18 protein-coding genes and 8 pseudogenes are annotated in these 25,864 nt (G+C 53.9%); 15 read left to right on the top strand and 11 right to left on the bottom strand.

Going from position 1 to position 25,864, the window contains the following annotated elements:
* Positions 1-212: 212 nt before the first annotated feature.
* Both CBW22_RS13720 and CBW22_RS13725 read left to right on the top strand, forming a co-directional pair.
* The gene (locus tag CBW22_RS13720) at positions 213-824 is read left to right on the top strand and encodes a DJ-1/PfpI family protein (protein WP_088516959.1); all 612 of its coding nucleotides are present in this window, start codon (positions 213-215) and stop codon (positions 822-824) included.
* 453 nt (positions 825-1,277) lie between these two features.
* Complete coding sequence (locus CBW22_RS13725; protein WP_088516960.1) at positions 1,278-1,649, top strand: VOC family protein; 372 nt, start codon at positions 1,278-1,280, stop codon at positions 1,647-1,649.
* Positions 1,650-2,086: 437 nt separating this feature from the next.
* Here the strand turns inward: CBW22_RS13725 and CBW22_RS13735 are convergent, their stop codons facing one another.
* Together CBW22_RS13735 and CBW22_RS13740 are read right to left on the bottom strand one after the other, a co-directional pair.
* Positions 2,087-2,719, bottom strand: coding sequence for a TetR/AcrR family transcriptional regulator (locus tag CBW22_RS13735; RefSeq protein WP_088516962.1), 633 nt, complete (start codon positions 2,717-2,719; stop codon positions 2,087-2,089).
* Positions 2,720-2,914: 195 nt separating this feature from the next.
* Positions 2,915-3,733, bottom strand: a complete 819-nt coding sequence (locus tag CBW22_RS13740) for a helix-turn-helix domain-containing protein (RefSeq protein ID WP_088516963.1) — start codon at positions 3,731-3,733, stop codon at positions 2,915-2,917.
* Positions 3,734-3,971: 238 nt separating this feature from the next.
* Between CBW22_RS13740 and CBW22_RS13745 the strand changes: the two genes are divergently transcribed.
* The 4 genes and pseudogenes from CBW22_RS13745 to CBW22_RS13760 form a co-directional block, all read left to right on the top strand.
* Positions 3,972-5,372 (top strand): MFS transporter, encoded by a 1,401-nt coding sequence (locus tag CBW22_RS13745; RefSeq protein ID WP_088516964.1) that lies wholly within the window; start codon positions 3,972-3,974, stop codon positions 5,370-5,372.
* Positions 5,373-5,382: 10 nt separating this feature from the next.
* On the top strand, positions 5,383-7,338 hold the full coding sequence (locus CBW22_RS13750; protein ID WP_088516965.1) for a glycoside hydrolase family 127 protein: 1,956 nt from the start codon (positions 5,383-5,385) through the stop codon (positions 7,336-7,338).
* 211 nt (positions 7,339-7,549) lie between these two features.
* A pseudogene (locus CBW22_RS13755) lies at positions 7,550-7,870 on the top strand (SOS response-associated peptidase family protein); the annotation flags it as partial.
* Positions 7,871-8,439: 569 nt separating this feature from the next.
* Positions 8,440-9,390, top strand: a pseudogene (locus tag CBW22_RS13760) (IS110 family transposase); the annotation flags it as partial.
* Between the two features lie 930 nt (positions 9,391-10,320).
* Here CBW22_RS13760 and CBW22_RS13770 read toward each other — a convergent pair.
* Together CBW22_RS13770 and CBW22_RS13775 are read right to left on the bottom strand one after the other, a co-directional pair.
* The gene (locus tag CBW22_RS13770) at positions 10,321-10,548 is read right to left on the bottom strand and encodes a hypothetical protein (protein ID WP_088516968.1); all 228 of its coding nucleotides are present in this window, start codon (positions 10,546-10,548) and stop codon (positions 10,321-10,323) included.
* Positions 10,549-10,730: 182 nt separating this feature from the next.
* Positions 10,731-12,275, bottom strand: a complete 1,545-nt coding sequence (locus CBW22_RS13775; protein WP_088516969.1) for a methyl-accepting chemotaxis protein — start codon at positions 12,273-12,275, stop codon at positions 10,731-10,733.
* A gap of 343 nt (positions 12,276-12,618) precedes the next feature.
* Between CBW22_RS13775 and CBW22_RS27050 the strand changes: the two genes are divergently transcribed.
* The 3 genes from CBW22_RS27050 to CBW22_RS13785 are packed head-to-tail and all read left to right on the top strand — an operon-like array spanning position 12,619 to position 14,071.
* On the top strand, positions 12,619-12,999 hold the full coding sequence (locus tag CBW22_RS27050) for a reverse transcriptase N-terminal domain-containing protein (protein WP_254919506.1): 381 nt from the start codon (positions 12,619-12,621) through the stop codon (positions 12,997-12,999).
* 10 nt (positions 13,000-13,009) lie between these two features.
* A complete protein-coding gene (locus CBW22_RS27055) occupies positions 13,010-13,636 on the top strand; it encodes a reverse transcriptase/maturase family protein (RefSeq protein ID WP_254919507.1) in 627 nt (208 codons plus the stop codon).
* A gap of 15 nt (positions 13,637-13,651) precedes the next feature.
* Positions 13,652-14,071: an SOS response-associated peptidase family protein gene (locus tag CBW22_RS13785; RefSeq protein ID WP_369597197.1), complete on the top strand. Its 420-nt coding sequence runs from the start codon at positions 13,652-13,654 to the stop codon at positions 14,069-14,071.
* Positions 14,072-14,175: 104 nt separating this feature from the next.
* On the opposite strand, the gene CBW22_RS13790 is transcribed toward CBW22_RS13785, so the two are convergent.
* From CBW22_RS13790 to CBW22_RS13800, 4 genes and pseudogenes are all read right to left on the bottom strand, one after another.
* Positions 14,176-14,562 (bottom strand): hypothetical protein, encoded by a 387-nt coding sequence (locus tag CBW22_RS13790; RefSeq protein WP_088516971.1) that lies wholly within the window; start codon positions 14,560-14,562, stop codon positions 14,176-14,178.
* 106 nt (positions 14,563-14,668) lie between these two features.
* Positions 14,669-15,097, bottom strand: a pseudogene (locus tag CBW22_RS26970) (conjugation system SOS inhibitor PsiB family protein); the annotation flags it as partial.
* A 323-nt stretch (positions 15,098-15,420) separates the two neighbouring features.
* Positions 15,421-15,957, bottom strand: a complete 537-nt coding sequence (locus tag CBW22_RS13795) for a single-stranded DNA-binding protein (RefSeq protein WP_088516972.1) — start codon at positions 15,955-15,957, stop codon at positions 15,421-15,423.
* Positions 15,958-17,053: 1,096 nt separating this feature from the next.
* Positions 17,054-17,314: a helix-turn-helix transcriptional regulator gene (locus CBW22_RS13800; protein ID WP_088516973.1), complete on the bottom strand. Its 261-nt coding sequence runs from the start codon at positions 17,312-17,314 to the stop codon at positions 17,054-17,056.
* 446 nt (positions 17,315-17,760) lie between these two features.
* Between CBW22_RS13800 and umuD the strand changes: the two are divergent.
* From umuD to CBW22_RS13815, 3 pseudogenes are all read left to right on the top strand, one after another.
* A pseudogene (gene umuD / locus CBW22_RS13805) lies at positions 17,761-18,223 on the top strand (translesion error-prone DNA polymerase V autoproteolytic subunit).
* Positions 18,224-18,231: 8 nt separating this feature from the next.
* Positions 18,232-18,450, top strand: a pseudogene (locus CBW22_RS13810) (Y-family DNA polymerase); the annotation flags it as partial.
* A gap of 82 nt (positions 18,451-18,532) precedes the next feature.
* Positions 18,533-19,498, top strand: a pseudogene (locus CBW22_RS13815) (tyrosine-type recombinase/integrase); the annotation flags it as partial.
* Between the two features lie 1,243 nt (positions 19,499-20,741).
* Here CBW22_RS13815 and tnpC read toward each other — a convergent pair.
* Positions 20,742-21,591, bottom strand: a pseudogene (gene tnpC / locus CBW22_RS13825) (IS66 family transposase); the annotation flags it as partial.
* 402 nt (positions 21,592-21,993) lie between these two features.
* A complete protein-coding gene (locus CBW22_RS13830; RefSeq protein ID WP_088516975.1) occupies positions 21,994-22,476 on the bottom strand; it encodes a GNAT family N-acetyltransferase in 483 nt (160 codons plus the stop codon).
* 638 nt (positions 22,477-23,114) lie between these two features.
* On the opposite strand from CBW22_RS13830, the gene CBW22_RS26725 reads away from it, so the two are divergent.
* From CBW22_RS26725 to CBW22_RS27060, 3 genes and pseudogenes are all read left to right on the top strand, one after another.
* Positions 23,115-23,243 carry a hypothetical protein gene (locus tag CBW22_RS26725; protein WP_254919508.1) on the top strand — a complete coding sequence of 43 codons (129 nt, stop codon included), beginning with the start codon at positions 23,115-23,117 and terminating at the stop codon, positions 23,241-23,243.
* Positions 23,244-23,397: 154 nt separating this feature from the next.
* Positions 23,398-23,817 carry a hypothetical protein gene (locus CBW22_RS13835; RefSeq protein ID WP_088516976.1) on the top strand — a complete coding sequence of 140 codons (420 nt, stop codon included), beginning with the start codon at positions 23,398-23,400 and terminating at the stop codon, positions 23,815-23,817.
* 163 nt (positions 23,818-23,980) lie between these two features.
* Positions 23,981-24,112, top strand: a pseudogene (locus CBW22_RS27060) (Hha/YmoA family nucleoid-associated regulatory protein); the annotation flags it as partial.
* Positions 24,113-24,518: 406 nt separating this feature from the next.
* On the opposite strand, the gene CBW22_RS13845 reads toward CBW22_RS27060, so the two are convergent.
* On the bottom strand, positions 24,519-25,760 hold the full coding sequence (locus CBW22_RS13845; protein ID WP_088516977.1) for an alpha/beta hydrolase-fold protein: 1,242 nt from the start codon (positions 25,758-25,760) through the stop codon (positions 24,519-24,521).
* Positions 25,761-25,864 lie beyond the last annotated feature (104 nt).

Below are 25,864 nucleotides of genomic sequence, written 5' to 3' on the forward strand. Positions count from 1 at the left end.
TTCATCACTGAATTACCTGACGCCGGCTGAATTTGCAGCGGGCTGGCGAAACGGGAAATATGAAGAAAAACCAACCGACATTACTAACTGAAGGTTGTATCTAATTCTGGGGGCAGGTCATTTTCCACTAAGTATACTAATTTAGTTTTTTGGAAAAACTAAAAAAATCCAATTTAGCTTACAAATTAACATACTATAAGGATTTAATGCATATGACTGTGAATATAGGTATTTATATCTTTGACAATGTCGAAGTGCTCGATTTTTGTGGCCCTTATGAGGTGTTTACCTGTGCCTCCCGAGTACACGGCGGAGAAAACCCTTTATTCAATGTTTTTACAGTAGCCGAATCTTTAAATTCTGTACTTGCAAGAGCCGGGCTCAGTGTGAAACCAGATTACGCTTTATCCGGCCACCCACAACTCGACTGCCTGGTTATAGCAGGGGGAGTGGTTAGTGATGAACTACTAAAAAACAATGTTATTCAGTGGATTGATGAGCAATCAAAAGAAGTAAAGATTATCGCTTCCGTATGTACTGGTGCTTTCCTGCTTGCCAAAACTGGAATGCTTGACGGGAAATCAGCGACAACACACTGGGAAGATATTTCTGACTTACGTGCAATGTTTCCCCGTATCTCAGTCGCAGAGCGCTTGCGGTGGGTTGATGAAGGAAATATCGTTTCATCAGCAGGTATTTCAGCAGGCATTGACATGAGCCTACACCTGGTTGAACGTTTACATGGGAGAGAGCTCGCCGAAAGAACTGCCAGGCAACTTGAGTTCGACTGGACTGAAAACCAGCCTCAGACCGGTTTGAACTGATTCCTTTTACATTTGGTGACTCTCAGTCAGACAGTGATGAAATCAGGGCTGTCTGACCTTTCAGCTAAAAGCAGCCCCAAACCTTTTTGTGAGTGACCGCATCGTGCCCAGGCTGTGTGAAAACTCTGACCTAAAACTGAAGTGCGCGCATCTGCGCAAAATTTGGAATTAATCGACAGGTTAGCTGAGCCAAATTTTACGTATGAGCGCTGTTTTCAACCCTGTTTTACACAGATTAAGCGACCAAAACAGTTTTCACACAGCCTGTGCCAGAAACGGACGTCAATATCATCAGAGAAAGTTAGCGGATGAGTACTTGCCACTTCATTTAAAAGTTTGAATTTCATTTATGAAGAAAATATCATATATTTATCAATCATCTGGCACCGCCCAGTCGCTTAGCCACGGCACCGCCCATCGCTATGCTATTGATTAACAACCATGAGGTTGATCATGCAGCATTCAGTTAAATTTGGTCGTATCGCAGCCGTAATACCAGTAAAAAACATCAAGCTATCCAGTGAGTTCTACGTCAATGGACTGAATTTCAAGGATGTTTTTGCAAATGGAGACCCTGTGGGCTTCATGATTTTAAAGCGTGAAGATGCCGAGCTACATTTGACTCTCCAGCCACAGCACAAAGCGCCTTCCTTTCCTGTAGCACACCTTCTTGTAGATGACGCAAATGCACTTTATTCCCAATGTCAGCATATTGGTGCCAAAATTATCAAACGTATACAAGATAAAGATTACGGTATTCGGGCGTTTATTTTCGCTGATCCGGATGGAAATCGAATAGATGTTGGACAAGTGCTGAGCAAGTAATTAAGGGTGGTTTGATGTACCAATCGGTCGCCAATAAATGGCGACCGAACTGTCAGGTAAAGAGCTTTATATAACGACATGGTATCGCTCGCTGTCCGCTAATTAACACATAGTATGCTATTAATACCTTTGGTGACTCAATTGCGAGCTTCCGCTGTTCGCTCACAGCGGTCTTCTTAGCTGCACCTATACCAGCCTGCTACAGGGAGCGACAGTCAGCCTCAGGTAACGAAAAGGGGGCATTTCAGCGCTTCAAGTGAGAGGCCAAAAGTTTGAGTAAGGTACACATATTTTCAACTGAGAAAATGGAAAGCGTCTTTTGAAAAACTTGCCGTTATCGACCAAGCCACATAAAGCCATGCCATTTTCACATTCGAGCACAACCATTGTTTTCCTTCTTTTTCGACGCCTAACAATTGTGCCCACTTCCGTCATGTTTATGCCCCTCTGGAGAGGTCTTTCCCATCAACATTTCTGTTTGAGAGCACCGATCTTACAATGAATTCGTTACACCTCTTAAGATCGTCAATGTCTGGTTGAATTTTTCCGTAGACTCGCATCCCTTCCAGCATCATAAAAATGCTCATGGCCATTGTTCGTGGACTTTCATCGCACCGAAACAGCTGCTGCGTCTGACCTTTGCATAATATACTTTCTAACTGATTGATTATTGAATTGAATTTAATATTAACCTTGTTTCTTATCTCTGTATCACCCGGGAGCAGTTCACTGGCTGCGGCAATGGTAAAACACCCTTTTTCTCCATCAGGTGAAGATGATAAAAGGGCCACGAATTCCAGCGTTTCGCGCAATGCATTTTCTGGAGACAATTTCGCACCGCGCTCTTCTCCCCTCGAAACACCTTCATCCATATATTGTTGTAACGCCGCGAGATAGATTGCGCGTTTATCAGGGTAGAGCTTATAAATACTGGCGCTTGCGAGACCAGATGCTTTCATGAGGTCTGACATTGATGTTGCCCGGTATCCTCTCTGCCAGAAGCATTCCAGCGCCGTATTCAGAAAAATCTCAGGTTCAAATTCTCTGGGTCTGCCAACAGATGCTTTCATATAATCCTCCCAAGAATGAGAATTAATTGTAGATCGATCAATCTACAATTAAAAGCACCTTTTCCTTTTCACTCAAGAGGCTCATCTAAGCAGGCAATGGGTCTGCTTTTCGTTCTCAGCGGCCCTTCGGAGTTCCTTAAGTCCCAAGAAATAACCCTGATAACATTATCCATTTTTTCGTCGGTTCATATGCGCTTAAGAGTTGATATGTTCTTTGCAATAGCGGCGTTTCCAGCCTGCTGGTGTCAGACCGGTATGTTTACGAAAGACCTGGCGAAAATAGCTGGTGTCGTTGAACCCGCACTGTTGCCCCACTTCTGTTAATGACAACGAATTGGAGATAAGCAGCTTCTCTGCCATTAGTACGCGCTGGCGGTGGAGGGCTTCCGTGAGTGTCAGACGAAAAGCGCGTCGGTAAACACGCCCGAGATAGTCGGCGTTGCAGTGAAGTTCTTTTGCCAGTGACGAGGTGGAAATCGGCATGTGAAATTGGGTACGGATAATCTGATGGGCTTTCCATGCCAGCGCCAGACCGGGGCTGTCACTGGCGCTTTCCTGCGGACCGGGAGCGGCGATTTGTTGCAGGATCAGCAGCAAAATACATTCCAGCGCGATGCTGCGGTGAATATTTTCCTGCTCACTGAGAAACTGGCGAAACAGTGAAATGACGTATTGGGGATCGCTGACGCGCGTGTACTGAGGTATGTCGAGGTGCGCGGGATGTAAGACGTTTTCACCCACACCTTTCAACCAGTCAAAATGCAGCCAGTAGAACTTGAGGTCAGCAGGAAACGCGCCTTCACCCACATGGCAGTAGCCGGGGCGCAGCAGCAAGCTCTCGCCCGCCTGCACCGAGAACAGGCGATCATCTTCGCGGATTTGCAGCTGGCCACGTTCGACAAAAATCACTTCCCACGAGGTCAGGGTGCGCGCCGGATGGCTTCCCACCCCACGTGAAATAAATAATCCGCCGTTCTGTACCTGAATCGGAAATGCTATGGATAACTCGAGCATATATATTCACTTTTCCGCTTGTATAACGATAGAAAATCCATTTAGTGATTGATTATTATCAATTAATTACATAAGTGCTCGATCCAGTTCACACTTTGCGAATCAGGTCGGAATTACACGCTTTTTATACCATTCCCTGCCCTTGTTGCACGTAGCTTTCCAGTCAAAATAAGTCCGTACCCACTGATAAGCCCGCCCAGATGCGGGGAATGGACTTTGACCTGATGAGGAGTTTGCAATGACTTCTACCCCGATTAACCATACCGAACTGATGCAGCAGGCCACGAGCGATGCACTCTCCCTGCGTGAGAAAATCGGTTACGGATTGGGTGATGCCGGTGGCACCGTGATCACCTGCCTGATCATGAATTTCCTGACATTCTTCTATACCGATGTATTCGGCCTGACACCCGCTCTGGTCGGGACGCTGTTTATCGCATTACGCGTATTTGATGCGATATCCGATCCGGTCATGGGCATCATTGCTGACCGCACCCAGAGCCGCTGGGGCCGCTTTCGCCCGTGGCAGCTGTGGATTGCGGTTCCGATTGGCATCATCGGCGTACTGACCTTTACCGTCCCCGATGTCAGCATGAATATGAAAATCGTCTGGGCGTTCGGCACCTATCTTTTACTTTCTGTCAGCTACACCGCGATTAACGTGCCTTACTGCGCACTGATTAACACCATGACCAGCCGCCACAGCGAAGTCATCTCCTGCCAGTCATGGCGTTTTGTGTTGTGCGGCATGGCGGGCTTTCTGGTTTCGGTCGGCTTGCCGTGGCTGGTCTCAACGCTGGGCAAAGGCAACGCCGCGCAGGGCTATCAGTTCGGCGTGGGGATACTCTGTAGCGTGGCGGTGGTGATGTTTCTGTGTTGCTTCTTCTGGGTACGTGAGCGCGTCTCGCTCGACAGCATGGGTAAATTTACCCTGCGTGAGCATCTGGCCGGATTACGCAATAACGACCAGCTGTTAATGATGCTGTTGATGTCATTCCTGTTGATCAATGTGTTCAACATCCGGGGTGGCGGGTACATGTATTTCATCACCTATGTATTACAGGGCAGTACCGCTTACACCTCATTGTTTTTTACCATGGTAACTTTTGCTTCGATCCTTGGTGCGGTGCTGGTCAGCCCACTGTCAAAACGCGTGGACACCGTCAGACTTTACTACTGGACCAACATCGTGCTGGCGGCGCTGGCGGTATTGATGTGGTTGCTGCCCACCGGCCCGGCATGGCAAACCCTGTGGTTGGCGGTGATTTTCGGCAATGGCATCATCCTTGGCTTCACGTTACCGCTGCATTTTGCACTGATGGCCTTTGCCGATGATTACGGCGAGTGGAAAACCGGCGTGCGTTCGTCGGGGATGAACTTCGCCTTTAACCTCTTTTGCATCAAGCTTGCCTGGGCTTCCAGTGCCGGGATCATCAGCCTGGTGCTTATCTTCGTCGCTTATCAACCTGGCGCAGGCAATCAGACGGCGGCATCTCTGCAGGGTATAACCAGCATGGAAACCCTGCTGCCTGCCTTATTCCACCTCCTGCTGGCGTTCACCATTCTTGCCTGCAAACTTAATAATCCATTGATGGCGCGCATTGCAAGCGATCTGCGTGTTCGCCATGTTCAGTCTTAAGGAGAACATTATGTCTGTAATGGAAGTCGATCTGCATAAGCTAAAAATTAACGACCCGTTTCTGGGTCAGTATCAGCAGCTGGTGCGGGAGGTAGTGATCCCCTATCAGTGGGATGCGCTGAACGATCGCATTGCGGAAGCCGATCCCAGTCACGCGATTGAAAATTTCCGCATCGCGGCCGGCTTACAGGACGGTGAGTTCTACGGCATGGTGTTTCAGGACAGTGATGTGGCGAAATGGCTGGAGGCAGTGGCCTGGTCGCTGTGCCAGAAGCCAGATGCTGAGCTGGAGAACACCGCCGATGAAGTGATTGATTTGGTGGCCGCCGCCCAGTGTGACGATGGCTATCTCAACACCTATTTCACCGTTAAGGCACCCGGCGAACGCTGGACCAACCTCGCAGAATGTCACGAGCTGTATTGTGCCGGGCATATGATCGAGGCCGGTGTCGCGTTCTTTCAGGCTACCGGCAAACGCCGGTTGCTGGAGGTGGTGTGTAAACTCGCCGATCATATTGACAGCGTGTTCGGACCAGGTGACACACAGTTGCACGGTTATCCGGGACACCCGGAAATTGAACTGGCGTTAATGCGCCTGCATGAAGTGACGCAGGAACCGCGTTACCTGACACTGGTGAACTACTTCATTGAGCAGCGTGGCACGCAGCCGCATTTCTACGACAGTGAGTATGAAAAGCGAGGCAAAACCTCTTACTGGAACACCTATGGCCCGGCATGGATGGTCAAGGATAAAGCCTACAGCCAGGCCCACCAGCCTGTTGCCGAGCAACAAACGGCTATCGGCCATGCGGTACGGTTTGTCTATCTGATGACCGGGATGGCGCATCTGGCTAGGCTCAACCAGGACGAAACGAAACGTCAGGACTGTTTGCGGCTGTGGCATAACATGGCTCAGCGTCAGTTGTACATTACCGGCGGTATTGGTTCGCAAAGCAGCGGCGAAGCGTTCAGCAGCGATTACGATTTGCCGAATGACAGCGTGTATGCCGAAAGTTGTGCATCGATTGGGCTGATGATGTTTGCCCGCCGCATGCTGGAGATGGAAGCCGACAGCCAGTACGCCGATGTGATGGAGCGGGCGTTGTATAACACCGTGCTGGGCGGTATGGCGCTGGACGGCAAGCACTTTTTTTACGTTAATCCGCTGGAGATACACCCGAAAACCCTCAGCTTTAACCATATTTATGATCATGTTAAACCCGTGCGTCAGCGTTGGTTCGGTTGTGCCTGCTGCCCGCCCAATATTGCCCGCTTACTAACTTCTCTCGGTCATTACATCTATACGCCGCGGGAGGATGCGTTATATATCAATCTCTATGTCGGCAATAGCCTTGAAGTTCCGGTGGGCGAGCAGGCTTTGCGACTGCGCATTAACGGCAACTTCCCGTGGCATGAGACGATAACCATCACCATTGATTCTCCGCAGCCGGTGCAACACACGCTGGCGCTGCGCTTGCCAGACTGGTGCGATGCGCCGCAGGTCACACTGAACGGTGTACCGGTAGTCAGCGATATTCGTAAAGGTTATCTCCACGTCAACCATAACTGGGTCGAGGGCGATATCCTCGTACTGACCTTGCCGATGCCGGTGCGCCGCATCTATGGTAATCCGCTGGTGCGTCATGTGGCGGGCAAAGTGGCACTGCAACGTGGGCCGTTGGTGTATTGCCTTGAGCAGGCGGATAACGGTGAGGAGTTGCATAACCTGTGGCTACCGCAGACGTCGACTTTCCGCACCTTTGAAGGTAAAGGCTTGTTCGCGCACAAAGTGCTGATCCAGGCTGAGGGCAGCAAACACACCTCCAGCGCGCCGGAGCAACAATCACTGTGGCACTATGACTGGTCGCCAGCCATTCACCAGACGCAGACACTGACCTTTATCCCATGGTTTAGCTGGGCAAATCGTGGGGAAGGGGAGATGCGCATTTGGGTGAATGAGGGCTGACAGAATAATTGAGGCGTGAGTCAGCGGATTTCATTAGGGTCAGCAGCCGCTTTCGCAGCTGCGTGAAGACCGGATATATAGCCGCTATCGTCCTGTCCATCATGAAGCACAAAGCCTGGCAAACGGGAGGCGCTCATATATATTTTTTCAGGCCTACAGCGACAACCCGGCCATGCATAAACCGCTATCCTCTGAAGAGGAGGACAAAACTATGTGTGGACGATTTGCGCAGTATCAGAGCCGCGACGTGTACTTTGACGCGCTCGGCGCAGCCGGCAGCGACTATGTACACGACCCGGAACCTATAGGACGTTACAACGTCGCACCGGGAACGAACGTGCTGCTGCTCAGTGAACGGGACAGCGAACTTAAGCTCGATCCGGTTTACTGGGGTTACGGACCGGAGTGGTGGGATAAACAGCCGCTCATCAACGCGCGCGGGGAGACCGCGTCATCGGGCAGAATGTTTAAGCCTTTATGGGCACACGGCCGCGCCGTGGTGTTTGCCGACGGATGGTATGAGTGGGTGCGACGTGAAGTCGCATAAGTGATTGTTCGGAATATATATTACCGAACCTGCCGTCCCATCGGCAGTACCCTATGAGGTCGGGCGGACTGGTAACAGGCCGTCCAAAAGCCCTCGGACAATGTAGCCTTTACCTTTTGGTAAGTGCCAGAATCGCGAGAGGACGGCATGCCTGTGAGCATCTATGCGGGTCGGAGCTAGGGTGAGTGGCATGGTTAGCATATGCGAATCTCGTTTACTATCGTCAAGCAAGAAGAGCCCAAAGATGCTGACAGGGTTCTATTGCGGTCGGAGCGGATGTCCCATTCTCATCCGCCATGGGCAAAGTGACCGTCGGTAGCTTAAGAGGAACCTAAACCATTCTCGTCATTTATGCGGAACACGGTAAGCCCAAATAGCTCTTTATATGCCGAGGAATATAGAAACTGAGTCTGCAGGTCTGGCGAGGTCCGTGCAGCAGGTGAAGCTTCCGGGGCGTACAAGCCCGTAAACAAGCGAGTGCGCACGGACTGAGCCACTCATCATTAGCCCGGACAGTTGTCTGAACCCCAATTAGTATCGTAAGGAGGGGCACCATGAGTCATCCGGATTTGCAGTGCGTGGGAATTGACGTGGCAAAGGCCACGCTGGATGTGGCAGGAACTGATGGGATGCCTCCTTTCACAGTCAGCAATGACGGGGCCAGTTTTAAGATGATTACCGATAAACTCAGCGGCGTAAGCGTTTCGCTGATCCTGATGGAAGCCACGGGCGGACTCGAGGCAAAGGTTGCTGTACACCTGCAGTCAGAAGGCTTTGACGTGGTTATTATTAACCCGCGGCAGGCGCGAGATTTTGCCCGGGCTATGGGACATCTGGCGAAAACGGACCACCTGGATGGTGCTGCGCTGGCACAGCTGGCGCGCGTGATTGATCGCCACCCTGACCGTAACCGCTACATTAGGCTTATGCCGGATGCAGCCAGACAGGCGCTGACTGCTCTGGTGGTCAGACGGCGTCAGCTGAATCAGACGCTGGTTGCGGAGCGCAACCGGCTTTACCCCTCCCACCCTGATGGCCGTGAAAGCATCAGCCGGATCATGACGGCTCTTGAGGCAGAGCTCGCCCTTGTGACCCGCATGATGAATCGTCAGCTGCGGCAGCATTTCCGTGATCAGGCCCGCCAGCTGACCAGCATGAAGGGCGTGGCGGACATCACTGCCGCCACCCTGCTGGCCGAACTGCCGGAGCTGGGCACCCTGACCCGCCGGGAAATAAGCGCGCTTGTCGGTGTTGCCCCCGTTAACCGGGACTCAGGGAAAATGCGTGGAAGGCGAACGATTTTTGGCGGAAGGGCCGGCGTGCGGTGCACACTTTACATGGCGGTAATAACAGCCATTCAGTTTAACCCGGCTATCAGGGCCTTTTATGTCAGATCAGTCGGTGCCGCTAAGGCGAAAAAGGTAGCGCTGGTTGCCTGCATGCGTAAGCTGCTGACCATCCTGAACGCTATGGTCAAAAGCGGAACGTACTGGAAGGATCATTTCATGCCCCCCCGACAATTTAGTGAATCAAAAACTCAGTCCGGTTCTGAGATAAATGTCATCAAAGCTGTTTTGATGCCACTCTGAAAAAGTTTTGCGGGGCCATCAGCGCTCAGCCGGTCATGGCTGTTTCCGAAACCTCAACGGCGTGATGCTGCTTTAGCACCATCATGGGTTCAGTCATGCCTGTAAAGGAACTAATAAACCGGATGTCAGCTCAGGTTGCGTCGGTCTTCTGAAGCGACCGTTGTAAAAATTCATCGGCCTGCTGATAAATCTGGTTTCACCGTCAAATAAGGAACACTTCAACGTTTATGTACGTTGATGAGATAAAAGTTATGTAATCGATTCCACTGGTCGGGTGCTGTTTTATCTCCCACAGACAGGGAGTTGCGCATCAGGTACAGATGCCATGCCGCTGGCTCAGTTATCAGGGGCTTTGCAAGACAGGCCACTTAATCAGTTAACCTTTCCTGTTATTTTCAATCAGTGATTCCAGAAACTTTCTCTGTTTATCATTCAAATCGAGAGATTTTACTTTATCACGAATGCTTTCACTGCTTTTATCTGTGGGCTGTGATGGTTTTCTTTTATCAGGTTGTGCTCCGTAAACGAACGCGGCGAAAATGCTCCCCCATACCAGAACACAAAAAATTAGCATAGAAATCCAGGCAGTTCTGCGACTCACTTTCATCATCTATTCCAGTAATCGTTAAGAAAACGTAAGACAATTCTGATGCGAGCTGGTTCTTTGTGTAAACGATTACAGTGATATGTACGGTATTTATGTTAACCCTGACCTCATAACAAGATTTATCACTGAAATAGTTTCAGCACGGAGCGATATCCACACAATCTGTAAGCTAGTAGTTTTTTGCTGACAGTATTCGGCAATCTGTGGCTGACAACACACACCGCTATTGAGCACACCTTTCAGAGATTTTTTGATGCTACCCTGAAAAAGTTCTGCAGGGCCATCAGCGCCCTGCCGGTCATGGCTATTTCCGATACCATCACGGCGTCATTCTGTTTCAGCCAGGCCAGAAAGACGGCGTCACTCATGTAAGGGCTGAACGAACCAAAGGCCAGCTTCAGGTGCGTCAGGTTATTGGCCCACACGTCCAGAGAACGATACTCGCCCTCACTCAGCTGCGTAAGCAACTCATCCGTTTGCGCTTTGATTTCTGTAATGCGCCGGTACTATTCATGCATACGTTTCAGGACCTCGAAGTGATTGTTTTTGCGCCTGACGTACAGCTTTTGCGCCACTCAGCGGCGTATGGTCACGTGAGGACGGCAGCAGTGAATCCCGGTTCAATACAGCCGTCCTCTTCTTACAGGCCTTATACCCTGAAGGCCTCAACCATTCCGCGCAGCGCGTGCGCCTGCTCCGACAGTGACTGTGAGGCAGACGAGGATTCCTCAACCAGCGCGGCGTTATTCTGGGTCACACCGTCCATCTGGCTGACGGCAATGCTGACCTGCGATATACCCTGCATCTGTTCAGATGACGCCAGTGAAATATTATCCATGGCCTCGGCCAGCTCGCCCACCATACCCACGATTTTCAGAATGCTGTGGCCGGTACCTGCTGCCACCTCTACGCCGCTTTCAACCTGTTCCACGGCCTGTTCAATCAGCAGCTTGATATCGCGGGCGGCCGTCGCGCTGCGCTGCGCGAGCGTCCTGACCTCTCCGGCCACCACGGCAAAGCCACGGCCCTCTTCTCCCGCCCGCGCGGCTTCCACCGCCGCGTTAAGGGCCAGAATGTTGGTCTGGAAAGCAATGCTCTCGATCACGGCGGTGATATCCCGCACCTTCGATGCGCTCAGAGAGATGGCATTCATGGTTTCCGACATGCGCTGCACGTCCGCTTCCCCCGTACGGGCAAGTAAAGCCGTTTCGCGGGCTGAATCGGCGGTCTGCTGAGCACCAGAGGTGTTGCTTTTTACCGTAGCGGTCAGCTGCTCCATGCTGGCGGCCGTTTCCTGCAGTGCTGCAGCCTGCTGTTCCGTACGCGAAGAGAGCTCAGTATTACCCTGAGAAATTTCATCAGCAGCCAGCGCAACTGAGGCGGAAGATTCTTTAATCTGCGATACCAGCCCGCGCAGGTTTGCCTGCATGCCGTCGAGCGACGCCAGCAGGCTGCTCGTGTCATTACGACGCAGTGTCACCGGACTGGTAAGATCGCCCGCCGCAATTGCAGCCGCAAGCACCTGCGCCTGCGCAGGCTCCCCACCCAGCTGTCGCATCAGAACGCGGATGGTAAACACACAGGTGCCCATCGCCACCAGAATGGATGCAGCGGCCAGCAGTATCAGCGTCAGGGAAGCCCGGTCGGTTGCCTGACTGTTCTGTTCAACGGCGGCCTGCGTATTTTTCATCTGCATCTGCGTCATGTCGTTCAGCGCATTCAGCAGGGCGCTTTGCGCAGGACGCGTGACGTTTATCAGGTAAGCGGTAGCCTCCTGCGCCTGGTTGGCCAGCCCGAGCCGGCCAGCCTGTTCAAGTGCAGCAAGTGCAGCACCTTCTGCCTGTACAATGTGGCTTAATATTTCGCGTTCCTGTGGAGTGGAATCTGCTTTCATCATCATTTCCAGCGCTTCCCGGTTTTCAATATAAAGCGCCTTCTGCTTCAGCAGACGATCCCATTCGGGTTTCATGGCCTGAGGGTCAGTCAGCAGCGCCATATTGCGTGCCGCAATAGCCATATCCCGCAGCCCGCCGCGCATATCCAGTGCTATCTGATACTTCTTCATTTTGACGTTGACGGCATCATCCATGCCATCACTGGCCCTGCTGAGTGAACTGAGTGCTATACCTGTACAGATGATAAAAAGCAGGATAAGCAGGCCGAAGCCGGAAAAAAGGCGGGTGGAAATTTTCATCAGAGATATCCGTATGGTTGATTATCAAAGATGAGTATCGGCAGAATAAAATATAACCGGAGCGGAATTAAATAAAACTTCTGGCTGAGGTTGTTTCCGGTTACCACCCCAGCGGAGTTATCTCTGTTCTTTACCGGACCAGTACTAACACAGTTGCTTGTTTAGGAAGCTTCACCGCAAGGTGAAGTGATAGCTATGTGGGTAGAGGATCGGAGAAAAAGCGAATGCCTGTTTGTAATGAACAGGATACGGATTGAAATATTACCCGACGCGAAAGTGGGCAGACTTCTCCGTGGTCTTACGTCACGAGATAACCTGATTAACGACGTGCGAGGAAAAGCAGATGATGGCGAAAGCTTGTGCAGCCTCGGGCAAAGGTCAGCAATGGGATGCCATTAACTGGCCGAACATTGAGGCAAATGTCAGTCGGCTACAGGCGCGTATCGTGAAGGCAGTGCAGGAAAATCGCTGGAATAAAGTTCGTGTCCTGAGTTACCTGTTGACGCGTTCGATGAGCGGTAAATTTCTGGCGACTAGCAGAGTGACCAGCAACAAAGGCAGAAATACCGCTGGCGTTGACGGTATTACCTGGGACTCCCCAGCTAAAAGGTTTGCAGGGGCCCTGTCCCTCAAATCCCGGGGGCTACTCGCCCGCTCCGCTCAGAAGAATCTACATTCCAAAAGCCAATGGGAGGCGACGTCCGCTTGGCATCCCTACGATTAAAGATCGGGCTATGCAGGCACTATTTCTGCTGGCGCTTGATCCTGTCGCGGAAACTACAGCAGATGGCGGCTCCTATGGATTCAGGAACATGCGACGTTGCGCTGATGCCATCGAGAGATGCTTTGCTAATCTCGCTCGGAAAGGCAGCCCGAAATGGGTTCTTGAAGGTGATATTAAAGGCTGTTTCGATAATATCGACCACCAGTGGCTCATTGACCATGTTCCGATGAACAAAACAGTTCTCGTTAAATGGTTAAAGTCTGGCTTTATGGAAAAACAGGTTTATCACTCAACAATTGCAGGCACTCCTCAGGGAGGGATCATTTCACCCGTGCTGGCAAACCTGACGCTGGATGGACTGGAACACCTGCTGAGGAAGCAATATCCACGGCAGGGAAAAGGTTCAGGTGCGGGAAAAGCAGCCAAAGTGCACTGGGTTTTCAGCGGTCTATATCGGGATACTGTTACGGTACAAGTTATGACTTTGAGATTAATTAACGCTCAAAGCATCAAAATTGTCCGTCACAGACTTGTTGCCTCAGCACTTAATCCCTATGACACGAATTGGGCGGATTATGCCCGAGCCAGAACTTCGCGACTGACTGCACCTGCTACATCATTTCATAGTGGTGTTTGATAAGACTTGAGCCGTGTGAGCTGGAAACTCTCACGCACGGTTCTTAGAGGGGGTGCCGGAGGTAACTTCGGCACCCTACTCGACCAGCGAAGCGGAGATAAAAAACACCCTTATTTTATCTATGAGAAACACCATAAACCGTTGTTTTTCTCGGCTATCGGCAAAGCCCCCTACGATGACATACACGGTCATGAAGGCTTTGTGATTGTGACGTCAGCAAGCAACAAAGGCATGGTTGATATTCATGACCGCCGACCGCTGGTACTGGAGGCCTCCGCCGTCAGGGAGTGGCTGAGTGCAGACACCTCTCCTGAGCGCGCCGGGCAGATTGCCTGGAAGGCTGCGCTGCCGGAAAGCGATTTTAAGTGGCATCCGGTCACAGATAAGGTAGGTAGTCCTGAAAATCAGGGGCCCGACCTGATAAAAGAGGTGTGACTGCAGTGTGAAAAGGCCGGCATACAATGTTGTGGATGCGGCAAAACCACTATAGCGAGCAACGCTCGCTATAGTGGTTGAACAGATGTGACTCAGTCACTGCGTCAGACCTGCAACATCCTGCGTATCGACGTCGCTGCACGCTGCAGCCATCCCGTTCGTTCAGGCTCAGGTGCCGGTGGTTCAACCTGCAGGCCCGCGCAACGTCGCGCCCTGAGGACGATGTCACCCGTCACTTCACCCCAGCTCCATGTCCCCGCCAGCGGTGCCGGCAGCGCATAGCAGTTGAGAGCCTGTCCCGAAGCACCGACGACCCGGCGCGCCAGTTCCAGCACCCTGCCCTCGCGGCCATTATCCCGCTCATCACTGATAAGCCAGCCGTTGATAAAAAAGGCCTCTGCCCCGTTGCTGAGCGCAATGTGACAACAGGCCCCCATCACCGAGGCGCACTCCTCGCGGGTTATCGCGCTGTCTTTATTTTTCTCCATCATGCGCTTTCCTTTTCTGTTGATCGCGCCACATTCTGTCCGCGCACTTCCCTTTCAACCCACTGATAATAAGCCATAACCCCCCCCTTAATGTCAGCGTGTCGTAAAGTCAGCGTCGGCAGCCCGCCCACGTCATGTTCAGCAGGTCGGCCTCGGCCTCACTGACCAGCCGCTCCTGCGCCTGCGCCCGCCGGTGCGCCTTACGCGCCAGGGGGCACAGCGGACGTGCACTTTGACAGACAAGACTGCTAAGCAGGGCGGCCATCAGTGCATCCCCCTGCGGCCAAGCCGGGCCGCAATCTCTGCAGGGCGAACGCCGGCCGCAATCATCTCCTCCATCCGCGCCAGCAGCGCGCGTATGGCCACCCTCCGCATTGAGCACGTAAAGGCCCGTGTGGTCCGGCATACTCCATATCAGACCGTGCCAGAACGGTGACTCCGCGCCGGGACTGAGAATATCCAGCGTTACGTGTTTACAGGTGCGGTGCGTCAGGCGCAGGTGAACCGGGAACACCCCGCCCCACTCGCCCCGGCTCTCGCAGTCCGTTCGCCGCGCGCGCTGTAGGCCTCAAAGTTCGACGGTGAGAATGCGCGCAGACGCGCGGGCGTGATGACGTCGTCACGGGCAAGTTCGCTGCTGCGGCAGCTCATGCTTCCGCCGGAAAGGCGGCCATAGTAGGCGGTGCGCTTGCCTGACGGGCTTTTTTTGCTTTAGACTGTATCGCTGACATATTCGGGGCCTCATATCTGATGTGTCGCGCCCTGGCGGAGTCCTACCTCCGCCGGGGCACCCTTTCGGCCTGTTACTGGCCGTCCTGCTGCTTACTGCAGCGGCCCCGCCCCTCCGGGACCGCGTCATTCCTAGAACGGTATGTCGTCGTCAAAATCCATCGGCGGAGTGTTATCCGTTGAGGACTGCTGGGACGGTGGCTGTGCCGCACCGTGCCCGCCTTTGCTTCCCCTGTCCCCCTTCGCTGACGGATCCGGAGTAGCGGGTTGCTGACCACTGAACTGCTGGCCGCCCTGCGCGCCCTGAGCTGCGCCGCCTCCGCGCCCGCCCAGCATCTGCAGGGTGCCGCCGGTGTTGACCACCACTTCCGTGGTGTATTTGTCCTGACCGTCCGTACCCTGCCATTTGCGCGTGCGCAGCTGGCCTTCGATGTAAACCTGAGAGCCCTTGCGCAGGTATTCCCCCGCCACCCCGGCGAGCTTTCCGAACAACACCACCCGGTGCCACTCCGTAACCTCTTTGTTCTCGCCGGTCTGCTTATCTCGCCAGCTCTCTGACGTGGCCAGCGTGAGATTTGCCACCGCGCCGCCGTTCGGCATATATCGCACCTCCGGGTCCTGCCCCAGATTGCCGACCAGAATCACTTTGTTAACGCCCCGTGAAGCCATGTTCGTTCTCCTCATGCAGTGGTTTTTAACCCCCGTCACCCGTTGAGTTTCGGAAGCCGCGGTGTTGACGTTTTGTGGAAATCGGCTGGTTTTTTCCTCCGGTATTCACTTCACCCGTTTGAGATCCTTCGCCGCGAGGGCGTAAACCAGCGCGGGTGACGGCAGACGTCCAGGGCGACGGGGGCATTTATTTCGGGCCTGACGGAGTGGCCGGAAAAAAATGTTCACGGCGTGCACTTCACCCTGGACGGCCACGGCGACTGTGCTTGTATCAGCCCCGGCGAAAGGACTGAAACGGTGAAGGTGGTGGAAAATCAGCACGATGACGCCGCAGCGGCGGCTGAGCGGCAGCGAAACGGCGTTGCGCAGCAGAACGCCCGCCTTTCAAGGCGCGGTTCACGCGCCGGCACCGCCGGCTGCAGGGTCAGCCCGGGTTAAGTCCGTTGCGCCCGGCCTTTTATGTCTGCGTCAGCAACAGCCACCCGCAGGGCCCGGGCCAGGACACCTTTTCGGCCTGGTGCGCAGCATGGCAGCGCGGCCCGAAGGGTGACGCCCGGACCAGGATGACGACTGTTCTTATATTGCGTACGGGAGAGCATTTCAGATGTCGTGAACGCGCCCGCACGGAGTGGACAGCCGGCGCCGGAGGCGCCGGGGTTCTGCGTCCACTCAGCGAAGCGGGGGTTGTCCACAATACGGGTGCACAGCAGCCCGGGAACCCTGTGGACAGTTTGATGCAGAGCGCGGGGAGCATGGCCGGAAAGAGAATTGATCACTTTATAAACAGATTAGGACAACAGCGCACAGGCCCAAAAAAACCGGACGCAGAGGTCCGGGTTAGCAGGAGTCAGCATTGCCGGTCTGAGGCCGGCGGTGCGGAGACCCAGTCATGTCAGCAATCGCAATACATCACACAGGTGTTGGAACGAAGAGTTACACACGCAATAAGCATAGCGCTATGCGCGCGGGGTTCTACCAGGAAGCGTCTGATTTAACAGGGGAAGGTGCCGGTACGGTTACAGTTTATTTAACGCCCTGGTGAAATTGGGGTGAGAAATACCGTACCGGCACGGGCAATTTAGCACAGTCATGGTGCTCAGGCATCGCTGTTACCGGGTAAACTGACGCCCTCACGCCAGAGCTGCCACATTGCCTGCCTGATACTCCAGAACCCGGGAGAGTAAAAAACGCGCCCGAGCTTTTCCGCAATAACCGGCGTGACCGGTTTGCGGTCGCACAGCACTGACCAGACCTCTCGCTGCGCGAGTCCGGATTTCAGACAAAGTGATTTTACCGTCATGTCAGGCTCAGCGAGCAGGTAAGCGAGATAGCGACCGGGCGAGGTGCGGCCATCCATAATGCCCCCGGGGTCCGTGAAGGTGATAGCCCGAGCATAAGAGTTCATTAACAGTCGCACAAGATCTGTACCACTGATAATGAGAGATTCGTGGCAATATTCACGCAGGTGATAATAATGGTATTAACATCTTGCGAAGATAACGTGCCAGTCTGCAGAAACAGAAAGGCCCGGAACAAGTCCGGGCCATCTGATACCAGTATGGCGTCGCCCTGACACCATGTTGCGGTTTCATTATATCCCGGCGCTGCGCTTTTAACCGTCAGGATAGCGAAAATATTTCATTATCTATCAGTGGCCTGAGTGACTCAGACGAGATTCTTCACGAAGACTGACTTGTCACAGAATCCAGCCTCATTAATACTGTACGTATAAACAGTGTTATTGAGAGGAGGATTTATGTGCCACACCGTGTTGAATTCAGTGATTAATTCAAACATATTCAAATGGTTGCAGTCGTGAAACCCGCAGTTTACAGCGCTGGACTGACGTTGCTCTGGCCCCTCATCTTTACGCCGCGCATCCGCGTGCCGCTGTTTGCGGCCCCCCTGCGCCGCCGGCTTTCCGTCTCCCGCACAGGATTATGTGGAATCCGAGCTGGACCTGAATGAGCTCTGTATCCGCCGGCGCGCCTCAACCTTTTTTGTCCGCGCCAGCGGCAGCAGCATGGAAGGACTGGGGCTGTATGACGGTGACGTCATGGTGGTTGACCGTGCAGAGGAGGCATCGCACGGCGATGTCGTGATTGCCGAGGTCAACGGTGAATTCACGGTCAAGCGTCTGCAGCTGCACCCCCGCCTCGCCCTGCTGCCCATGAACCCGGCCTATTCCACCCTTTACCCGGAGGAGCTGCAGCTGCTCGGCGTGGTGACCTGGTTCTTCAACAGCACACGTGCGCGCCGGAGGTAAATATGCCCATGTTCGGACTGGCCGACGTCAACTCATTCTATGCGAGCTGCGAGGCCCTTTTTCGTCCGGACCTGCGCGGCAAACCGGTCGTGGTGCTCAGCAACAACGATGGTTGCGTGATTGCCCGTTCAGCCGGCGCCAAACTCCTGGGCATCAAAATGGGCGCGCCGTGGCTTCAGATAAAGAACGAGGGATATTCAGAGAATATTCATGTATTTAGCTCAAATTAGGCCCTTTAGTAAGTTAAGTGGAATGCAACATTAAGTGAGTAAACTTTGAGCAGCGATATTGCTGTCAGAGGAGAACACGATGCTGATTCCACCGGATGAACATGCTCTGTTACTGGCTGAGCGCTGGCTGAAGCTTTTATCAAATCTGGGTCGCGCGCAGGCCACGCTCACAGCCTACCGCAATGCCCTCCACCATTATTTTACGTTCTGCAGCCAGAACGGAATTGACCCTGAAAAGGCCCGGTTTAAAGATCTGGCCGCCTATATCAGCCCTCAGCTGCCCGGTATGCCGTTACCCGTGGCCAGCGCCACACTTCAGCTGCGCCTGTCTGCGATCCGTCTCTGGTATGACTTTCTCATGTATCTGGACCTCTGCACCGTCAATCCGCTGCCCCGCTCCGGCACGCCCGGCATGCTGAATTCCGGCAGAGGGCTGGTTCCCCGCGTCGTTAACCTGCCGCGCATTCCTGACGATGCGCAGTGGCAGTCTTTTCTTTTTCATGCCGCCGCTTCCCCGCTTCGAGACCGCCTGATGCTGGCATTGACCTACTACGGTGCGCTGCGGCGGTCTGAGATTACCTCACTGAGTATCGAAGACATCGACTTTGCACACCGGCTCATCCGCATCCGGGCAGAAACCACCAAGAGCCGGCGGGAGCGTATCGTCTGTTACAGTCCGGCCGTGGCACCCGTGTTGGCGGCCCATCTGATACAGATGAAGCGGACCGGAATCAGCAGAGGTGCCCTGTTCCGTTCCGCCTCCGACCGGAATCAGGGCGCGCCGCTTTCATTCTGGACCTGGAGCAAAACGGTCCGGAAATGGGCGCTGGTTTCAGGGCTACCGGATATCTCAACGCATACCTTCCGGCACCTTCGCCTCACACATCTGGCCCGCGCGGGCTGGAAGCTGCACGAGCTGGCAACCTATGCGGGACACCGCGACCTAGCCACTACCCAGATTTATATCCACCTGTCGGGCATCGATCTTGCTGCCAAGATGGCGGGCGCGATTGAAACGGCAGATCTCAGAATGGCGAAGCTTATTTCAGCGCGGAGAAATAGCATGAGCACTCAAAGACCTATTGAATGCAACTGGCGTCCGTTCGACATGACTGCATACCGGCTTGAGAGGTCGCTGACCTCCTCTGAACGAATGGCGCTGGCCAGCTCCCACAGCCGGTCCGGTATGTTACGGATGAAGCCTGCGCCGGACCTCATCAGGCCGCTGACGGATATTGCTGCCGGAAGCGGATGTGGCAGCAAAATCGCCGGGCTGGTGATAGCCAGGTTGCTGCGCGAAATGCATGCAACCGAAATGCCCTGCTGGTGCTGGCCGCAGGAACGCTGGCTGACGCTGTGCCGGGAAGTTCGGGAGGGCCGTCCGTTAATGGCCGCCCTTGCCTGGCATCTGGCGGATTTTCATGACCCGTTCAGCCTGCCCGATATCCGCAAACCCGCGCTCTATGCTTGTGCCATCTTCGTCCAGGCTTTTTATCACCAGGAGCTGGACCGGCTGACGTATACGCTGACGTCGCTGGGTTATGCCCCGGCCAGCCAGAAAAATCATGTCTCAGGCATACTGGCCACGCTGATGATCGTGAACAGGGATCCCCGGCTTGAGTCATTTACGCCGGAACTGCTCTGGCAGGTTCAAGCCGGCATGGAGGCAGGGACTTCCCGCTATGTCGGTCGCGTTTCACATGCGCTCGCCGCGCTGGGCATTATCAGCACTCCAATGAGGATGCGAAACTACACGCAGTGGTATGAAAAGCCGGTGGAAGGCATCGATCCGGCCTGGGTATACTGGTGCCGTCGCTGGCGGGAAACGTCGGTGCTCAGGCCCCGTTCCTGCGAAAGCCTGTACAGTTTTATTCTGCGATGCGGCCTCTGGCTGGCAGAAGCGCATCCGGAGGTACGGGTACCGGCTGACTGGACGATGGAAACCTGCGCCAGCTTTATTGCGGCGGTAGGCCGGATGAATGTGGATGATCTTCAGCTGGGCACTGAAAGGGGCACCCGCAAATCGGTGCGCTCCGGCGAGCCCATGATGCCGCATTCCAGGGCGAATTTTATCTATTCGCTGCGCCGTTTTATGATTGATTACGAAAACTGGGGCTGGGGACGCCTGCGTTTCAGCCCTGCCCGTCATCTCTCAACACCTGATACGCCCCTTTTACGCCGTGGGGTCAATCCCCGGGTGATCGACGATCCGGTCTGGCTGAAGCTCTTCTGGGCCAGCCTCAATCTGCGTCAGAAAGACCTGCTCACTGAAATACATTATCCGCTGGCCATGCTGCAGGCGATGTCGCCGACACTGGGTTGCGGTCGTCACGCACGTACGTCCACAGGCGACCCTTTTCGTCTTGCCGTTGCCCGGTAGCAGCACTGGCACCGACGTGTCATCAGCGTGCAGCTTGCTATCCGTCAGCACGTAGCGCTGCAGGGCTTCATCCAGCGGTGACAGCAGCTGGCAACACGCATCAACCCAGCCCGACAGCAGAGAGCGCCGCAGTGTGACGCCCTGACGTTCATAGATGTCCGACTGCCGGTTCAGCGGCGTATGCTCCGCGGACTTAGACGTCAGCACCTGCGCCAGCAGCCCCGGACCGGCGATACCGCGCTCGAGGGGCCGCGCCGGCGCCGGTGCTTGCACGATGTGGTCGCACTTTTTGCACGCGTGCTTTTCCCGCACGGTGCGGATACCTCGCAACGCGCTGCGCATCAACTCCAGCTGCTCTGCCGCATCCTCGCCCAAGTACGACATCGCGCCGCGGCAGTCCGGGCAGCAGGATTCAGCCGGCTGCAGGCGGTTTTCATCGCGCGGTAGGGATTCAGGAAACGGTTTACGCGTGCGGGTCTGGGGCAGCGGGTGCGGCAACGGCGGGTCGTTAACGCGACCGGTACGCTCATCGCTGTCCTTCTGCTTGGCGCCGAGCTTCGCCTAAGTTTGCGCGATGCGCTTCACTACCTTTTCTGAACGGCTGCCGGAGTTCATGCGCCGCAGCTTGTCCAGCAGCGCCTGCAGGTAGTCTACCACGCGCGCTCGTCTAGCGTTGCCAGCAGGAGGCGGTTCAGCGCCTCCTTTTCTGCCAGACGCAGTTTAAGCAGGGCGATGTCGTCGGGTAGATGTTCGTTCATGACGGCATGCTACCAGGATACATGCCGGGTGACCATGATAAAGCGGATTATAGCAGGGTGAGCGTCGTCAACAGCAGGCGCGTTGGCTGACGCCAGTCGATGCCTTCCAGCAGCATGGCGAGCTGAGCGGGAGTGAGGAACACAGAATAAGTGGACGCTTAATTACAGGGAGAGGCGAATTTAACCAGACGGTGCTGAGTTGACGCTTACGGTAAAGGTATCTTTGGTCGTTTAAGTTTAAACAGGGAGGCTGTCAGTGATACTGGCTATCGGGTTAAGCATCGACGGCTTACCTTGGGTTCTTCCGTGTAGCTGTGCCTGAGCAGGAAGCACTCTATAAACTGATCGGCAGCGCATCATAATCTTCCGTAATAATGATGCCCTGGTGCCGCTGAAAGGGTTTCATTTCATCCAGATCCCACTCTCCGTGTCATTGCTGCGGAATTTCGTGTAACCGTTCTGTGTCAGAATGGTAATCATGCGCTCTGACTTCATATAACTTCGAACCAGTATGCCCCTCTGCGGCTGAAAAATTTCTTTAGCCGTTTTTTCGGCCGTCGCAAATAAAAGCTTTCCCAGCCCCTGACCCCGAAAGCGGTTCACCACCCCTAAAAGCCAAATTTCATTAATGCTGTAATTTCTTCTGATTAAAGAAAAAAAACCGACCGGCTGCCCTTCCGTTTCATAGATAAAAACTACTGCCGGAAGGACGGCTCCATCTTTATCCCTGTAGGTTTTGTCGAGGATTGCTCTGGTCAGTCCACGCTTAAAAAAATAATTACTGATGAAGCGGGGCCGGCGACTACTGAAGTGACCGTTTTTAGCCTCATTAATAATGAAGTCATAAATGAAGGAGAGATCGTTTATATCTGCAACACGTAACATCAGTCATGCCTCATACCGATACAGGACAGGCTGCCTGAGCAGCTTTACGTCCTAATGTACCATTTGCAGACATGAGTAAACTGGCTGATTTAACTTTTCGGGGGTTCTACACACTGACCATGCGTATATATGAACCCCACCCGATAAAATACGCCAGAGAAACCAAGCCGTAAACAGCAGATGGACTTTGAATAAATCGCAACGTCAGGTCACCCTGACAGCCAGTCTTATCTGCTTAAGCCCTTCAGAGCCGGATCTAGATTTCCAATACATCCAGCCCGTTTCCGGTTGCACGCTACAGCTGGCAACATGATCGCCCACTTTTGCTTTAGCGCCCTGGCTGACTTCATTGGCCGCCTTCAGGCGGGAGTGCCCGTCCTTACGCGAGCGGCACCACAGCATCCCCCCGGAGAGAGTTAACCATACGCCAATTATGCGCAGCAGGGCGTTGGGGGCGTCCGCACGTTGCCCGAACGTGCCCTTGTTGACGTAGCTGATAGTGTAAAAGGAGACCTGCCGGCCAACCTGACAGGATCCGGTCGCTGATAGCTTTAAGCGGTCGCCAGCAGGCGCCCTGCACCGCGTCGGAAACGCTCGCGCCTCTTTTCACGGCCGTGGAGCAACTGCTGCCGGAGGACATGCCGCAGGAGTCGAGCCTGTCCGCTATGTTTATGGCAAAGCCGCTGGTCTGGCGACTGACGATGCTGTGTATCCCCCTGTACAGCGCCGGCGTCATAGCGGGTCTGTGGCGCCTGCTTAACACCTGAAATCGTTGTTACGTTGTGTGACATTCACGTACTGGTCTGGCGGTTCTTCCTGTGGCATCTATACTCTCCCACCCAGGATTAATCTCAGTCACCGTAGCATGTATGCCCGGGACCCGCGATGGACTGCCTTACACACACCAGAAAGAGGTAAGACATGTATATTCGACTGGATCTCTTTGCCGAGATGCTCGGCATCCGGCCGGGCGACCTGCTGCAGGCGACTCGTACGGACGGCATGCTGGCAGGCTTTACACTTCCCCGAGGTCGTCAGGTGCGCGGCGCCGCCGTGATGTTCCTGCAGGAGGAGGCTGAAGCTTTCTTAAAGCAGTGGCAGACACGTTCATCTGCCCCCTCTGCTCCAGACGCCGATGAGCCGCTGATATCACTTGACGCATTCGCCCGCCAGGCCGGTATCGCGCCGCTGGCGCTCTGGCAGGCTGCCAGTGCTGGAAAACCGCTCCGGGGTATTGCCCTGCCGGTGGCGGTCAAATCTTACGGCAGTCAGCTAATGTTTTCCGCTGCGGCCGTTGAGTTATTTATCGCCACTTACCGACACTGTTTATCGAAAAAGTAAGGTAAATCAGCTTATTGCCAGTTTTTATTTTTGCCGGATTACTTCATTATCCGGCCCCTTCGCTGACGCTTAATTAACATGTGGAATATGGATGAACCGTACCGAATGGCTGCTGAAGTTCCGGCGATACCAGAATCTGGAAACGCTGTAGAAGGTTTACGAGCACCTGAGTTATACCGGCAATCCCGCTGAAGAATTTGCAATGACATCGGCCTATGACCACCGTAAGGCCGAGCTCGCCGCCGGCAAGCTGTTTGACCGCGTACCCAAGCACGTCTGGCAGTACGTTAAGTAACCTCCTTCTGGCGCCGTCCTCACAGGGAGTTCCTTGAGAAAGGGCTGCCCGGGGACCTTCCCGGGCTGCGGGACTACTCTTGGCCGGTAACGGCAGACTGAAGGCTCAGAACGACATGTTGCGGCCGCAGGCAGCTGCGCCTGAGTCCGGCCCTGTCCGGCATCTACCTTAACCGTAACGGGCTCAATTCCGGCTTGTTGAGAACGGCCAGCAGCGCATTGCCCTGCCCGCCCGCATTACTGGTTGAATACCCGCGCTGGATGCGCTGCTTAACCGCTCAGGTTGGCGCCATATAAAGGCGGAAAGCGAAGATCCGCTGTTACATCATCTTCTGGCGGAAAGCTTCAGTGGACCTGAACCTGCCTGATACATATCAGCCAGAGAGAGGTAGTAATTAATTGGGTGATTACAGCTCTGCCAGTCCGTCAATCAACGCTCCCCTCCACCAGGCATAGTCATGTCCTCCAGTATAAAATGACAGATGGGCATCAACTCCCGCCCGGAGTAATGCCTGATGTAAGAGTGCCACATGCGTAACCGTCGCGCCTTCCAGACTGCCAACACCTAAGCGGATCCGAACATCTTTAGGCGGATCCGCCAGCATGAGATTTGTCACCCAACTCTGTTGATGTTCATCGAACATAACGGGGCGGCTGTCTTTATCAGGCATCCACCACATGGAGGGGGAATTACAGATAACCGCACCAAATGCATCGGGTGCATGTAATGCGCCCATGAGTGCAGTCACTCCTCCCAGACTTTGCCCACATAAAACGGTTTGGGAGCGATCTGCCCAGACTCTTTCCGCATGCTCTCTTCGCATTTGAGGAAGTAATTTGCCTGCTATTTCATCAATGAAATGTCGGTTGCCTCCGAGTATCGACGCACGGTCGGCATCATCGCGGTTATCAATACCCAGCACAGCCAGGGGTTTGATACGTTTATTTTTGATAGCGACATCAAGAGCCTGAAGTAGATCCACCTGATCAAACCATATTTCGGCGTCGGGAAGCACCAGCAAACCCATCGGCTGTAAACGGGGCACATCGGGGATATAAAGACGTACGCGGCGCGACTGACCGGCAATCTTATGGCTGGAAGTGAAAAGCTCTCCCGTGTATGCATCAGGTAAGGCTGACCACTCAGTTTGCGCGGGGGCCTCATCCAGGGCCAGAACAGACTCGTTTTTCCCCCCCCGCACGCGGATCCCTGGATGACTGTTCAGCGGATCTGCTTGACCGATTATTGCCCTGTGTCGCCCCCCCAGTTGCACGATCACCTCATGAGACGTTTCCAGTGGTATTTCCGTGATTGTATATGAGCCTCGATAGGTTGCAGGCAAGCGCAGGGTCAACGTCCAGATATCACTGTGTGGGACCGGATTCATCATACCTTTTGCAAAGTGTTGTTTATCAGTCACGCGGTTGAGGAACAGGTAAACCCCCTTCAAAACCTTCGGTGAACGCCACAGAAAGGTGACATCGCGCTCATCGTCGTTACCGGCAACGTTCTGTATGACAGGCACACTGACTGACTCCACGTCCCGCCAGAACTGTGGCAAATCCTGTACATCAAGTGAGGTTAATTGATTCAGGACTTTTTCAGTGGTGCTGGTAATATCAGAAAGTGAACCGGCTTCGCTCTGCATTTTATTAATTTCTCTTCCCATGAAATTTACATGGTTAATTAATTTGACGGTGAATATATTCCTCCAATGTTATAGTTTCATTCACTTAATGTCACTGGTTGTAT

The sequence above is a fragment of the Pantoea sp. VS1 genome, from assembly GCF_002207995.1.
In the GTDB taxonomy this organism is placed as follows: Bacteria; Pseudomonadota; Gammaproteobacteria; order Enterobacterales; family Enterobacteriaceae; genus Pantoea; species Pantoea dispersa.

Excerpts from the sequence above, each read along its gene's own strand:
- CBW22_RS26725 (WP_254919508.1), top strand. The coding sequence starts at position 23,115 with ATGCCGCAGGAGTCGAGCCTGTCCGCTATGTTTATGGCAAAGCCGCTG.
- CBW22_RS13740 (WP_088516963.1), bottom strand. The coding sequence starts at position 3,733 with ATGCTCGAGTTATCCATAGCATTTCCGATTCAGGTACAGAACGGCGGA.
- CBW22_RS13795 (WP_088516972.1), bottom strand. The coding sequence starts at position 15,957 with ATGGCTTCACGGGGCGTTAACAAAGTGATTCTGGTCGGCAATCTGGGG.
- CBW22_RS27050 (WP_254919506.1), top strand. The coding sequence starts at position 12,619 with ATGATGGCGAAAGCTTGTGCAGCCTCGGGCAAAGGTCAGCAATGGGAT.
- CBW22_RS13775 (WP_088516969.1), bottom strand. The coding sequence starts at position 12,275 with ATGAAAATTTCCACCCGCCTTTTTTCCGGCTTCGGCCTGCTTATCCTG.
- CBW22_RS13745 (WP_088516964.1), top strand. The coding sequence starts at position 3,972 with ATGACTTCTACCCCGATTAACCATACCGAACTGATGCAGCAGGCCACG.
- CBW22_RS13735 (WP_088516962.1), bottom strand. The coding sequence starts at position 2,719 with ATGAAAGCATCTGTTGGCAGACCCAGAGAATTTGAACCTGAGATTTTT.
- CBW22_RS13830 (WP_088516975.1), bottom strand. The coding sequence starts at position 22,476 with ATGTTACGTGTTGCAGATATAAACGATCTCTCCTTCATTTATGACTTC.
- CBW22_RS13800 (WP_088516973.1), bottom strand. The coding sequence starts at position 17,314 with ATGGATGGCCGCACCTCGCCCGGTCGCTATCTCGCTTACCTGCTCGCT.
- CBW22_RS13845 (WP_088516977.1), bottom strand. The coding sequence starts at position 25,760 with ATGCAGAGCGAAGCCGGTTCACTTTCTGATATTACCAGCACCACTGAA.
- CBW22_RS13790 (WP_088516971.1), bottom strand. The coding sequence starts at position 14,562 with ATGATGGAGAAAAATAAAGACAGCGCGATAACCCGCGAGGAGTGCGCC.
- CBW22_RS13720 (WP_088516959.1), top strand. The coding sequence starts at position 213 with ATGACTGTGAATATAGGTATTTATATCTTTGACAATGTCGAAGTGCTC.
- CBW22_RS13835 (WP_088516976.1), top strand. The coding sequence starts at position 23,398 with ATGTATATTCGACTGGATCTCTTTGCCGAGATGCTCGGCATCCGGCCG.
- CBW22_RS27055 (WP_254919507.1), top strand. The coding sequence starts at position 13,010 with ATGCAGGCACTATTTCTGCTGGCGCTTGATCCTGTCGCGGAAACTACA.
- CBW22_RS13750 (WP_088516965.1), top strand. The coding sequence starts at position 5,383 with ATGTCTGTAATGGAAGTCGATCTGCATAAGCTAAAAATTAACGACCCG.
- CBW22_RS13725 (WP_088516960.1), top strand. The coding sequence starts at position 1,278 with ATGCAGCATTCAGTTAAATTTGGTCGTATCGCAGCCGTAATACCAGTA.